Source organism: Stutzerimonas stutzeri (assembly GCF_000935215.1).
Lineage (GTDB): Bacteria > Pseudomonadota > Gammaproteobacteria > Pseudomonadales > Pseudomonadaceae > Stutzerimonas.
Genome location: NZ_JXXD01000208.1, coordinates 1 through 13,286, shown reverse-complemented (window position 1 = coordinate 13,286; position 13,286 = coordinate 1). Strand labels below are relative to the sequence as shown.

Genomic DNA, 13,286 nt, shown 5'->3' with positions numbered 1-13,286 from the left:
CGCGACGTTCGGCAGCCCATAACTGCCGAACGTCGGCTAATATCATGAAGCCATCATTCAGTCCTGCCCGCTGCGGCAGATATTGATAGAGTTCTCATTAATCATGCCCTGACCGCCGCGGAGCCAACCGTTTGGATAGACAGAGCCATCATCTGCTGTTGCGCGCACCAGCGCCCACCCGGCAGACCCTGTCCTTCTGCGACGCCAGCGTGCGCGGCGTAACCGGCTGGCTTGCCGGCTTGCCGAAAGCCAACATCGGCGAAACCGCTCGCCAGCTCTACCAGGCGCTGATCGAACTCAATCAACTGCGAATCGCCACGGAAACCCGCCTGCAGATGCTGGAACTGCTGCGGCCGGACGTGCAGTTCGTCTGCACCCAGCTGGAAAAGCACTTCGTCAACCAGCCCATCGTGCTCAGCGAGCGACCGCGCAAGGTCGCCGGTCTCTGTCAGGCGCTGCAGAATCACCTGGCGGTCGGCTACAAGTTGATCGTGGTGCGCGTGGTATCCCAGCCCGAGCGCGACCGACATCAGCTGCTATCGATCGCCCTGCAACGCGCCATTCACAGCCTCGGCGCCTTGCTGATCCGCTCCACTCAGCTGTACAGCCCGGCAGCCGCCGGACTGTGGCTGGAACTGCACCAGCTCTACCAGCTGGCGGTCGAGCATGGCACCGAGCGCCTGCTGCTGCGCGACCCACTGGCACGACACGCCAAGGAGCTCACCGCCGAGCAGAGTTACCTGGCAGCGCTGCTGCTCGGTTGCGCGCGCTGCAATCAGTTGCGTCAGCAGAACATCGTCAAGCTGGCCGCAGCACTGGAGGCCTGGGGCGCCATGGCGCAGATCCAGCCGGCCAGTTCAGCCAATAGCCTCTTCCTCCTGTCTCCGCTGGTGGACGGGCCACCGCGCTATCGGTCGTTGTTTCCCGACAGAAACCAGCAGAATCTGCTCGGCATCGATACCCGGATGCTGGTCGGCGTCATCGATGAACACCTGCGCCTGGCGCCCGACAACCGACGGTTGAGCCGTCTTCCGGCCGCCGCAGGACTCGACGACGATCTGCTGCGCCACCTGAGTTCGGCATGGGGCGCCATCTCCGAACGAACCTTCCAGCGCACGCCGGCAAAGGGCGCGCTGACGCTATGCATCGGCATGACCGCACTGCATTATCAGCTCGCCGGTCAGCGCGCCTTCAACGAGGTGCTCGAGCTGCCCGGCTCCTCGAATCGAGCGGTCTTCAAGCTGCACAACGGCGCCGCGGATGTCTGGGCCAATGCCTTCGATGCACACAGCCTCAGCATCGAACGCCTGCCGGACAACGACCACATCGAGTTCGTCCGGCCCGATGTCTCGCGTGTAGCGCCAGCGAGCAGAGCAGCTGCGCCTGCTCCGACAAAAAGCAAATCCACCAACAGCGAAGATCATCCGATCTACCAGGTCCAGCTGGTCGACCATAGCCCCGGCGGTTACTGCCTGGCCTGGGAAGGCGAGGTGCCCAGCCTGCTGCAGACCGGCGAGCTCTTGGGACTGCGCGAAGACACCGGGCAAACCTGGAGCGTCGCCGTGGTGCGCTGGATTCGTCAGGTACGCGGCGGCAGCACGCAGCTGGGCATCGAACTGATAGCGCCGCAGGCCATGCCCTGTGGTCTGCGCCTGCTGCGCAAGGTCGACCAAGGCAGTGAGTACCTGCGCGCCCTGCTGTTGCCGGAGATCGCCGCGATCTCCCAGCCGGCAACGCTGATCGCACCACGCCTGCCCTTCCAGGAGGGACACAAGGTACAGATCAACCGCAACGGCGAGGAAGAACGTGCCGTGCTGAACCAGCGCCGTGCGACCACGGGCAACTACAATCAGTTCGAATACCGCTCCCTCGGCCAGGTCGTGCCAGAGCGAGAGACGCCTGTCACAGGCTGGAAAACCCACACAGCGGGCGGGGATGAAGATTTTGACTCACTCTGGAAGTCGCTGTAGATTGCCGAGTCTCGCACTCCTGCCTGCCCGCGCCGCTTTGGCGCGCACTTAAGCTGTTGCCATGGCCCTGCAAAAGAAAACCATCCGCCTGCTGATTCTCGAAGACTCGCAGAACGAGGCCGAGCGCCTGGTCAGCCTCTTCCGCAATGCCGGACAGGCGACCCGGGTGCATCGACTCACCTCCAGCGACGATCTGGCCGAAGCCCTGAAACAGACCTGGGACCTGCTGATCAATGCACCGCAGAGCGAGAACCTCGACCCCAGCGAGGCCATCAACGCCATTCGCCGGCAGGCCAAGGACATCCCCATCATCCAGCTCACAGCGGGCAACGACGCCGAAGCGATCACCGAAGCGCTGATGCTCGGCGCCCAGGATGCTCTGCCGCAGGGCGAGGACGAATGGCTGCTGCTGGTGGCCAATCGCGAACTGGCCAATCTCGAAGAGCGCCGCGCGCGCCGTTCAGCGGAAGTGGCGCTGCGTGAAGCGGAAAAACGCTGCCAGCTCTTGCTCGACAGTTCGGTGGACGCCATTGCCTACGTGCACGACGGCATGCACATCTACGCCAACCGCGCCTACCTCGAACTGTTCGGCTACGACGACGTGGAGGACCTGGAAGGCATGCCGATGATCGATCTGATCAGCAGCGCCGACCAGAGCCGTTTCAAGACCTTCCTGAAGAACTACCAGAGCATGGAAGGCAGCGCCGAGCTGGCCTGTGGGGGCGTGCGCGCCGATGGCGACACGCTGAAGACACGCATGCACTTTTCGCCGGCGGCCTATGACGGCGAGCCCTGCATTCAGGTGGTGATCCGCGCCGAGAACGACAGTGCCGAACTGCAGAAGCTGCGCGAGATCAGCAGCCAGGATCCGGTAACCGGCCTGCTCAACCGCAACAGTTTCCTCGAAGTGCTGGACACCGCGGTAGAGCGCGCGGTCAATGCCAGCCAGCCCGCCAGCCTCGCCTACATCCGCGTCGATCGGTTCGCCGCGCTGCAGGCAGACATCGGCCTGACCGACTCCGACCAGTTGCTCAACCAGCTCGCCACCCTGTTGCGCGGTCACTTCCCCGGCGAAGCCCAGCTGGCTCGCTTCGCCGATGATGTCTTTGCGGTCCTGCAACCCGGGGTCATTCCGCAGCAGGCCGAGCCGGAGCTGCGCAAACTGCTGACCAAGGTCGAAGGCCAGCTGCTCGATGTCGGCGGTCGCACGGTGCAAACCACCCTCAGCATCGGCGTAGCCGGCCTCGACGAGAAAACCGCCAAGGCTCAAGACGCGATCGAGCGCGCGCACCGCTGTGCCGATGAGCTGAGCGACGGCAATGCGCTGAAGCTCTACAACCCGGCCGACGAACTGGCGGCAGCAGCCAACCGCGGCGACATCGTCGCGATGCTCAAGCAGGCGCTGGAAAGCAACAGCTTCCGCCTGCTGTTCCAGCCGATCATCAGCCTGCGCGGCGACAGCTTCGAGCACTACGAAGTGCTGCTGCGGCTACTCGATCCGCAGGGCGTGGAGGTCCCACCGAACGAGTTCCTCAGCACCGCAGCCGACGCCGGCCTGGCTGCCAAGATCGACCGCTGGGTCATTCTCAACTCCATCAAACTGCTCGCCGAGCACCGCGCCAAAGGCCATCGCACGCGACTCTTCCTGCACCTGTCCGCTGCCAGTATCCAGGACCCCAGCCTGCTGCCCTGGCTCGGCGTCGTGCTCAAGGCTTCGCGCCTGCCGGGAGATTCGCTGGCCTTCGAATTCGGCGAGGCCGATGCAGTGGCCTATCTCAAACCAGCAAAAGCGCTGGCCCAGGGACTCAACGGCCTCGGATGCCGCACCGCGCTCGCCCAGTTCGGCTGCGTGCTCAATCCTTTCAATACGCTCAAGCATCTGGATGCCGAGTTCATCAAGGTCGATGGCTCCTACACCCAGGATCTGACCCGCCAGGAAAACCAGGAAGCGCTCAAGGCCCTGCTCGCCGAACTGCATGAGCAGCAGAAGCAGAGCATCGTGCCGTTCGTCGAAAGCGCGACCGTACTCGCTACGCTGTGGCAAGCCGGCGTCAGCTACATCCAGGGCCATTATCTGCAGGGCCCGAGCCAGTCGATGGACTACGACTTCGCCTCCGACGAGGAGTGATGCGCCGCCGGGCTGGCAGCCTCCGGCCAGCCCCAACGCCACCAGACAATCCACCTCAGCTTGACTACGATCACTGGCCAGCCGCAGCGCTGTGCTAGAGTGTACGGACGCCTTCAACTCGAAGAGGAGCCGCACCATGGTCATGATGAAAGCTGCCGTGTTCGTCGAACCTGGCCGCATCGAACTGCAGGACAAGCCCATCCCCGAGATCGGCCCCAACGATGCCCTGCTACGCATCACCACAACCACGATCTGCGGCACCGACGTGCACATTCTCAAGGGTGAGTATCCGGTCGCGCCCGGCCTGACTATCGGCCACGAGCCGGTAGGCGTCATCGAAAAGCTGGGCAACAACGTCAAGGGCTACCAGGAAGGTCAGCGCGTCATCGCCGGGGCCATCTGCCCGAGCTTCACCTCCTACGCCTGTCAGGACGGCCTCCCCTCGCAGGACGGCGGCTGCTCCTGCCATGGTTACAAGCCCATGGGCGGCTGGCGTTTCGGCAACAGCATCGACGGCACCCAGGCCGAGTACGTACTGGTACCCGACGCCATGGCCAACCTGGCGCCCGTACCGGACGGCCTGACCGACGAACAGGTGCTGATGTGCCCGGACATCATGTCCACAGGGTTCGCCGGCGCCGAGGCGGCCAATATCAAGATCGGCGACATCGTGGTGATCTTCGCCCAGGGGCCCATCGGCCTCTGTGCCACCGCTGGTGCCAGGCTCCGCGGTGCGGGCACCATCATCGCCGTGGACGGTGTGGATGCGCGGCTGGATATCGCCCGGAAGATGGGAGCGGACGTGACGCTCAACTTCCGCAATGTAGATGTGGTGGAAGAGGTTCTCAAGCTAACCGGCGGCCGCGGCGTCGACGCCTCCATCGAGGCACTGGGCCTGCAATCGACGTTCGAGAGCGCATTGCGAGTACTCAAGCCGGGCGGAACGCTGTCCAGCCTGGGCGTCTATTCCAGTGACCTGACCATTCCGCTCGGCGCTTTCCATGCGGGGCTTGGCGACAACAAGATCGTCACCTCGCTCTGCCCGGGCGGCAAGGAGCGCATGCGCCGACTGCTCAACGTGGTCGCCTCGGGCCGGGTCGATCTCGGCCCGCTGGTCACCCATCAATATGCGCTGGACGACATCACCGACGCCTACGACCTGTTTGCCAATCAGCGCGATGGCGTGCTGAAAGTGGCGATCAAACCCTGAAGACACTGCAAGGCATGAGTGACAAAACTAGACCCCGGATCGATTGATCCGGGGCTTTGGGTTGTTTGAGCCTGCAGCCGCGCTTTATTCCGTGCCGTCGCGATCGCGGAAACCCAGCAGGTAGAGAATCCCGTCCAGACCCAGGGTTGAAATCGCCTGCTTGGCCGACTGCTTGACCAGCGGTTTGGCGCGGAAGGCAACGCCCAGGCCGGCCAGACCAAGCATCGGCAGGTCGTTGGCGCCATCACCCACGGCGATGGTCTGCTCCAGACACAGCCCTTCCTGCTCGGCCAGCTGGCGCAGCAGATCGGCCTTGCGCTGGGCATCGACGATCGGCTCGACCGCCACGCCGGTCACCTTGCCGTTCTCGATCTGCAATTCATTGGCGAACACGTAGTCGATGCCGAGCTTGGCCTGCAGCTGCTTGGCGAAATAGCTGAAGCCGCCGGACAGGATCGCTGTCTTGTAGCCCAGGCGCTTGAGTTCGGCGAACAGCACTTCGGCGCCCTCGGTCAAGCGCAGGCTGGCACCGATGTCCGCCAGCACCTCTTCCGACAAGCCTTCCAGCAGCGCCAGGCGCTCCTTGAAGCTGGCGCGGAAATCCAGCTCGCCGCGCATCGCCCGCTCGGTGATCTCCGACACCTGCTCGCCAACACCGGCGGCCTTGGCCAGCTCGTCGATGACCTCGGCCTCGATCAGCGTCGAGTCCATGTCGAACACAGCCAGCCGGCGGTTGCGCCGGTAGACCGAATCGCGCTGGAAGGCGATATCGACATTGAGCTCCTGCGCCACGCTGAGAAACTCGGCGCGCAGCGCCGCAGTATCGGCCGGCTCGCCGCGCACCGAAAACTCGATGCAGCCCTTGCCCAGTTCTTCAGGCATGTCCAGCGGCATGCGTCCGGACAGGCGGTCGATATGGTCGATGTTGAGCCCGTACTTCGCCGTGATCGAGCTGACCCGCTGCAATTGCTCGGCGGTGACCTTGCGCGTCAGCAGGGTGACGATGTGCCGGGACTTGCCCTGCCCGGCCACCCAGTGCTGGTAGTCAGCCTCGGCCACCGGGGTGAAGCGCACCTGCTGGTCATGCTTGTAGCCCATGAACAGGACGTCCTTGAGTACCGACGAGGCGCGCTCGTTATCCGGAATCTCGATCAGAATGCCGAACGACAGCGTGTCATGGATCACCGCCTGGCCGATGTCGAGAATGTTCACGCCACCCTGGGCGAGCACGCCGGTGATGGCCGCGGTCAGGCCCGGGCGGTCTTCACCGGTGATATTGATCAGGACGATTTCGCGCAAGGCGCAGCTCCCATGGCAGGCAACGAAGACGGGCATTCTACATCAGCTGACCAGCGCGCTGGACAGGCCCCGCGGCAGGCACATCGCGCTCCACCACGATGAACCTGGACGCAATTCGTCAGCTTACCGTCGCAGACCTTCAGCGCCCCCCGTGCTTTCCGTATACTGCTCGGCAATTTCCCGACGAGAAGAGCCGCGCTCTGTGAACCGGCCCGCATCCGTAAAGCCAGACAACTTCTTCCTCATGCTCTATCGCGCAGTACGCCAGCATCGCGTGCCGCTGGTGTTGCGTATTGCCAGCCATACGCTGCTGCTGGTGGCGCTGGCGCTGATCATCTACGCGTGGGTGATCGGCATGCAGTTCAAGCATGCCATGGAGCAGCAGGCCGATGCCCTCGGCCAGAGCCTGGTCACCCAGACGGCCGCCTCGGCCCCCGATCTGCTGGTGGCCAACGACATCCTCAGCCTCAACGTGCTGCTGAGCAATCTGGTGAAGAATCCGCTGGTCGCTCACGCAGCGATCTACAGCGTGGACAATCGCGTGCTCGCCGAGTCCGGGACCCGGCCTCAGCAGGGCCTGCTCGGGGACGATAACGGGCTTTACTCGACACCAATCAGCTTTCAGGAAGTGATTGCCGGGCATCTGCGCGTGAGCCTGGACATGCAGCAGTTTCAGCAGCCGATGACCATCAGCCTGCAGAGCATGGGACTGCTCAGCCTGATCCTGCTGGCGTTGACGCTGATGCTGAGCCTGCGCCTGGGCCGGCAATTGGCGACGCCCTTGATGCAGCTGCGCCTGTGGCTGCGCGACCCGGACGACCCCGCCCCAGGTGCCGGACGGCAGGACGAGATTGGCGACCTTGCGCGCCAACTGCAGTCACGCCTGGTGCCGGAGAAGCCCGAGGCGGAGCTTGACCCGAGCGATGCGCTGGACGACGACTATTTCGACCAGAGTGACGACCACAGCATTGACTCACGATCCCCTGCAGCGCAACCGGAGCGCTTCGGTATCGAGCTGGACGACGAGCCACAGCGCCCACGCGGCTTTTCCGCGAACGCTGATGACGACGTGCAGCAGCTGGACGACGACGTCCCGTTCGAGCTCCCGTCACTGGGTACCCCGAGCGTACAGCCTCCTACCCTGCCCCAACCTACCCGCAGCGCCGTGCTGGCCATCCAGCTCGGCGGGCAGGAACAATTGCGCCGCTTGCCGCGGCCGCGCCTGACCGAACTGCTGCAACGCTATCGAGACTGCCTGCAACAAGCCGCGACGCTTTACCAGGCCGAGCTGCACACGCTCAACGATGGCAGCAGCCTGATGTTGTTTCATAGCCAGGACGACGAGCAGAACTACCTCACCCACGCGATCTGCTGCGGCGAACTGATGCGTGCGCTGGGCCATGCCTTGCAGATCGACGTCGCCGACAGCGGCATCACGCTGCAACTGCAGCTCGCCCTGACCCAGGGCGATGGCCTGTTCGACCTGAGCCAGGGCGACCTGCTGCTCAGCCAGCCGGCGCAGGCCGCGCTGGATATGTCGCTGCACAGCCGCAACCTGCTGCTGGTAGAGGCCAGCATCAGCGAGGACCAGCTGATTCAGCAGCGCGCGCGTATCCGCCCGATTGCCAGCCCGGAAGGCGCCTGCTGCGTCGAGCGCTTGCTGGACCCATACCCCTCGCTGCTGGAGCGCCAGCTGACGCGCATGCACGAACTACGCAGCCGCACCCACTGACGCAAGCCATACGGTCGCTATCAAACGACCGTTGACCTTTGACCTTTGGTCGAGCCCGCAGTCGCAACCAGCCCGAGAAAACGAAAAAGCCCGACCAGATCACTGGCCGGGCTTTTCAATGCGCTGGCTGCCACAGCAGCCGCGACAGAGTCAGAAGCGGAACACTTCCATATCCGTACGAATGGGTTCGGCGGCCGGGATGCGCGGTGCCGGTGCCTCGGCAGACTTGCTTACCTGTGGCTTGGCAGGGGTAACCTTGGGTGCGGTCTTGGCTACCAGGGTAGGTTCGACCGCATCGGCGACCATCTCGCTCAGGCCGCTGCAGCAGAACGCTCTGCGCCCGCACCTGGTCGCTCGCGCTGCCCTGGTGCTCCTCCTGCAGGCGCACCAGTCGACTGCCCAAATGCTTGCCCGCCTTGTCGCGCAGACGCCATTGCGCCTCAAGTACTGCCGGGAATTCGGGGCCGGAATCAAGGCGCGTGATGGACAGCTCGACCTGCACTTCTGGCGTAAAGCCTTCGTCGGCCGGGCCAAGCACCAGGCTCTGCGTATCCAGACGCCAGGCCAGCTGACGCAGCAACACCTGCTCGACGTCGGCCTTCAGGCTGCCCGCCCAGTGGGCGCGCTGACCGTCGACGGCCAGGCTGCCGTCAGCCAGACGCTGAAGCAAGGCGTCACGCTGCAGATAATCGGCAAGCGTCACCGGTGCCAGCAGCACGGCGGCGCCATCGGTTCGCTCAGGCACTTCAGTCGTACCGCTGTCCAGTCGGTACATTGGCGCAGGCTGCAGGCCGATGCAGCCTGTCAGCCCCATGCTGGCCAGCAACAAAACAGTCGGAACACGCAGCAAATTCTTCATTACCGTCATAACACCAGAGTTCAGGCCGCTCGCGACCATCAGATCGCCAATGCCTCGTGCATAGGTCTCGCCGGACAATCGACTCCGCCGACGCGAAAGAAAGCACCGGGCAACATGCCGCAGGCTGGAAAGGCCGCTATCTTCCGTGAAAGCGGCCTTCGATTCCAGCGCCAATACGTTTGGTCATGCTTCGACCAGCAAGCCTTCGACGCGCTGGAAGCCTCGTGGCAGCTTGTTGCCGCGCCTGCCACGTTCGCCTTTGTAGTGCTCCAGATCCTCGGCCTTGAGCGACAGCGTGCGCTTGCCCGCCTGCAACACCAGTGTCGCACCGGTCGGCAACACGGCGAGATCGACCAGATACTCCTCGCGGCTCGCGACCCGCTCGCCGGGGATGCCGATGATCTTGTTGCCCTTGCCCTTGCCCAGCTGCGGCAGATCCCGCACCGGGAACACCAGTAGACGGCCCTCGGTCGTCACTGCAGCCAGCCAATCCTCCTCGCGACTGGCCAGCGGCCGCGGCGCGACGACCTTGGCGCCTTTCGGCAGCGAGAGCAGCGCCTTGCCCGCCTTGTTCTTGGCTTGCAGGTCTTCGCCCTTGACCACGAAACCGTAGCCGGCGTCCGAGGCGATCACGTAGAGCGCCTCATCATCGGGCAGCATCACGCATTCGAAACTCGCGCCCGGCGGGGGCGTCAGCCGGCCGGTGAGCGGCTCGCCCTGACCTCGCGCCGAAGGCAGCGAGTGCGCCGCCAGCGAATAGCTGCGCCCAGTGGAGTCGATGAACACCGCATATTGATTCGAGCGCCCGGCCGCAGCTGCCTTGAAGCCATCTCCGGCCTTGTAGGACAGCCCGCAGGCATCGACATCATGGCCCTTGGCGCAGCGCGCCCAGCCTTTATCGGAGATCACCACGGTCACCGGCTCGGACGGCAGCAGCTCGTTTTCCGACAACGCCCGCGCCTCGGCACGCGCGACGATCGGCGAGCGGCGATCGTCGCCGTAGGTTTCCGCGTCCTCGATCAGCTCCTTGCGCACCAGTTTCTTCAGCTTGGTTTCACTACCCAGCAGCGCCAGCAGCTTCTCGCGCTCCTTGGCCAGCTCGTCCTGCTCGCCGCGGATCTTCATCTCTTCCAGCCGCGCCAGCTGACGCAGGCGGGTGTCGAGGATGTAGTCGGCCTGCAGCTCAGAGAGCTCGAAGCGCGCCATCAGCACCGGTTTGGGCTGATCTTCGGTACGGATGATGTGGATCACTTCATCCAGATTGAGGAAGGCCACCAGCAAGCCTTCCAACAGGTGCAGACGCCTCTCGACCTTGTCCAGGCGGAACTGCAGGCGACGGCGCACGGTGCCGATGCGATAGGTCAGCCACTCGCTGAGCAGGGTGCGCAGGTTCTTCACCTGTGGGCGACCATCGAGCCCGATCACGTTGGTGTTGACCCGGTAGCTGGACTCCAGATCGGTGGTGGCGAACAAGTGCTGCATCAGCGCTTCGACATCGACCCGGTTGGAGCGCGGGATGATGACGATGCGACAGGGGTTCTCATGATCCGACTCATCGCGCAGGTCGGCGACCATCGGCAGCTTCTTGGCCTGCATCTGCCCAGCGATCTGCTCGAGCACCTTGGAGCCGGACACCTGGTGCGGCAGCGCGGTGACCACGACGTCGCCGTCTTCGACACGGTAGACGGCCCGCATGCGAACGGAACCTCGACCTGTCTCATAGATCTTCAGCAGGTCCGCACGCGGCGTGATGATCTCCGCCTCGGTCGGGAAATCCGGCCCCAGCACATGCTCGCAGAGCTGCTCGACACTGGCGCTCGGCTCGTCGAGCAGACGTATGCAGGCGCTCGCCACTTCACGCAGGTTGTGCGGGGGCACATCGGTGGCCATGCCCACGGCGATGCCGGTGGTGCCGTTGAGCAAAAGGTTGGGCAGGCGCGCCGGTAGCGTCGCCGGCTCGTCGAGGGTGCCATCGAAGTTCGGCACCCACTCAACCGTGCCCTGACCCAACTCGCTGAGCAGCACCTCGGAATAGCGCGACAACCGCGCCTCGGTATAACGCATGGCGGCGAACGACTTGGGATCGTCCGGCGCACCCCAGTTGCCCTGACCGTCGACCAGCGTGTAGCGATAGCTGAACGGCTGCGCCATCAGCACCATGGCTTCGTAGCAGGCACTGTCGCCATGCGGATGAAACTTGCCGAGCACGTCACCGACGGTACGTGCGGACTTCTTGTGCTTGGCGTCTGCGCCCAGGCCGAGTTCGCTCATGGCATAGATGATGCGCCGCTGCACCGGCTTCAAACCGTCGCCAATATGCGGCAGTGCGCGATCCATGATCACGTACATGGAGTAGTTGAGGTAGGCCTGCTCGGTGAAATCGGCGAGGGAGCGACGCTCCACGCCGTCCAGGCTCAGGTCGAGGGATTCGCTCATCAGCAATTTTCTTCAGCAAAGGATGGATGACTCACGGCTGGTTGCTCGCCGAACTTGAGCAAGTTGCCGTGGGCGTCGATGACATAAAGTTCTTGCATGCCCCAGGGCTGCATAACGGGCGCGTCCAGGACCAGGCCACGCTGACAGAACTCCCGGTACAGCGCCTGGCAATCGCCGGTACGTATGTAGCAGGAGGTGTTCTCGGCAACGTGGCGCTCAGTGCAAAGCCAGAAATGCAGCTGCGCACCGTCGCGCTCCACGATCAGGTAGTCAGTGGCCTGCAGCACGACCTGGAAACCCAGATAGGTCGTGTAGAAGCCGCGGCTTTCATCGAGATTCAACGAAGCCAGGACAGGCACCGTGGACTGTATGAGCGCCCTCATCGGTCTTGCCCCTGAGGTAGTTGCTGGCGCAGCACCAGGGTGCCAGCGCGCTGGGTGAATTCAAGCTGCTTCAGTGCGCTCATACCGAGCAGAACCTGTTCGCTGCGAAAGCCGGGGGCGACGATAGCGCGCACGTCGTGCAGGCGGATGTCACCCAGACCGAGGCTCGACAGCACGGTGCGATAACCGGTGGTCTGGCCGTTGGCGGTGTGCAGCATCACCGGCGCGCCGCGCTCCAGCCCCAGCCGTTCGGCCAGCTCGGCCGGCACCGCGACATCGGTAGCACCGGTGTCCAGCAGAAAGGTGACCGCCTCGCCATTGATCCGCCCGCTGGCGACGAAATGGCCTTGGACATTGCCGGCCAGCTGCACTTCGATCTGCTCGCCCTGCAGCTGGGAAACCGGCTGCCGATTGGGGTTGAGCTGATCCTCCTCCCAAGCGGCGAAGAAGCGGGTAGCCAGGAACAGTCCCGCCCCCCAGGCGAGCACCAGCATCACGCGCCCGGCACGCCGCCCGGCGGTCTGGCTCACGGCTTCGCGCCCCAGCCGTCATCAGGCGCGGCAAAACGCCAGACGATCGGGCGCTTTTCGCCATCGCCACGGGCCTTGCCGTTGTTGTCGACCCCGATCCACGCGCCTTCGGCATCGATCCACAGCGCCTCGGCGTTGCCAAAGGACTCAGCGTAGCGGCGATCCTCGGTCAAGGCCTCCTCGGCGAATGACCAGCAACGCTCCACCGCGCCAGTGGCCGGACTGCGACGACAGACGCGGTAGGCCGAGGGCTCGAGCACGAAAAGCTTGTCGGCGAAGAACGCCACCGCCGAGAAGCTCTTTGGCAGCGGCGCATCGCCCAGCGCAGCGGGCGGCAGCTGATCGCCCCCCTCGGCCATCAGCACGCAACCGCCCGTGCACTGCCAGCTGCTCTGCTGACGATGCAGCACCAGAAGACCGCGGCGCTCGCGTTCGGCCGCAATCCACATGCGCTCGGCCTTCGGATCGACGGCGATCCCTTCGAACAGCGCGTTGAAGTGCCATAGCATGCCGCTGGCCCGCGCCTGTCGTACCAGCGTATCGGGCAGGCGCAGCCATTCCGCCGTACCCGCTGGGCTGACCCGCAGCACGCCGACATGGGCCTCACTGACCACGTAGCGGTTGCCCAGGCTGTCACAACTCAGACCTTCGAAATCCAGCTGACCACCCCGCACCTGGCCACTGACCCAGGCGCGCATGCGCATGCCCCAGGGCAAGCCGCTGTCCGGCGGCGGGCCCG

At 64.4% G+C, this 13,286-nt stretch carries 9 protein-coding genes and 1 pseudogene; 4 read left to right on the top strand and 6 right to left on the bottom strand.

Going from position 1 to position 13,286, the window contains the following annotated elements; all coding sequences use genetic code 11:
• Positions 1–131 precede the first annotated feature (131 nt).
• The 3 genes from LO50_RS19045 to LO50_RS19035 all read left to right on the top strand — a co-directional run bounded on the left by LO50_RS19045 (position 132) and on the right by LO50_RS19035 (position 5,308).
• The gene (locus LO50_RS19045) at positions 132–1,970 is read left to right on the top strand and encodes a hypothetical protein (RefSeq protein ID WP_044316003.1); all 1,839 of its coding nucleotides are present in this window, start codon (positions 132–134) and stop codon (positions 1,968–1,970) included.
• Positions 1,971–2,031: 61 nt separating this feature from the next.
• Positions 2,032–4,098: a GGDEF/EAL domain-containing response regulator gene (locus tag LO50_RS19040; RefSeq protein WP_044316002.1), complete on the top strand. Its 2,067-nt coding sequence runs from the start codon at positions 2,032–2,034 to the stop codon at positions 4,096–4,098.
• A gap of 136 nt (positions 4,099–4,234) precedes the next feature.
• Positions 4,235–5,308, top strand: coding sequence for an NAD(P)-dependent alcohol dehydrogenase (locus tag LO50_RS19035; RefSeq protein ID WP_044316001.1), 1,074 nt, complete (start codon positions 4,235–4,237; stop codon positions 5,306–5,308).
• A gap of 84 nt (positions 5,309–5,392) precedes the next feature.
• Here LO50_RS19035 and serB read toward each other — a convergent pair whose 3' ends face one another.
• On the bottom strand, positions 5,393–6,607 hold the full coding sequence (gene serB, locus LO50_RS19030) for a phosphoserine phosphatase SerB (protein WP_014818933.1): 1,215 nt from the start codon (positions 6,605–6,607) through the stop codon (positions 5,393–5,395).
• Positions 6,608–6,809: 202 nt separating this feature from the next.
• On the opposite strand from serB, the gene LO50_RS19025 reads away from it, so the two are divergent.
• Positions 6,810–8,339 carry an AhpA/YtjB family protein gene (locus LO50_RS19025; RefSeq protein ID WP_044316000.1) on the top strand — a complete coding sequence of 510 codons (1,530 nt, stop codon included), beginning with the start codon at positions 6,810–6,812 and terminating at the stop codon, positions 8,337–8,339.
• 150 nt (positions 8,340–8,489) lie between these two features.
• Here the strand turns inward: LO50_RS19025 and LO50_RS19020 are convergent.
• The 5 genes and pseudogenes from LO50_RS19020 to LO50_RS19000 all read right to left on the bottom strand — a co-directional run.
• Positions 8,490–9,198 (bottom strand): annotated as a pseudogene (locus LO50_RS19020) (PqiC family protein).
• 183 nt (positions 9,199–9,381) lie between these two features.
• Complete coding sequence (gene parC / locus LO50_RS19015; protein WP_044315999.1) at positions 9,382–11,634, bottom strand: DNA topoisomerase IV subunit A; 2,253 nt, start codon at positions 11,632–11,634, stop codon at positions 9,382–9,384.
• Complete coding sequence (locus LO50_RS19010; protein WP_031297512.1) at positions 11,634–12,017, bottom strand: bleomycin resistance protein; 384 nt, start codon at positions 12,015–12,017, stop codon at positions 11,634–11,636. The genes parC and LO50_RS19010 overlap by 1 nt, the downstream gene beginning before the upstream one ends.
• A complete protein-coding gene (locus tag LO50_RS19005) occupies positions 12,014–12,547 on the bottom strand; it encodes a retropepsin-like aspartic protease family protein (protein ID WP_044315998.1) in 534 nt (177 codons plus the stop codon). Before LO50_RS19005 ends, LO50_RS19010 begins: the two co-directional genes overlap by 4 nt.
• On the bottom strand, positions 12,544–13,286 hold a 743-nt coding region (locus LO50_RS19000), incomplete at its 5' end, for a hypothetical protein (protein ID WP_044315997.1). The genes LO50_RS19000 and LO50_RS19005, both read right to left, overlap by 4 nt.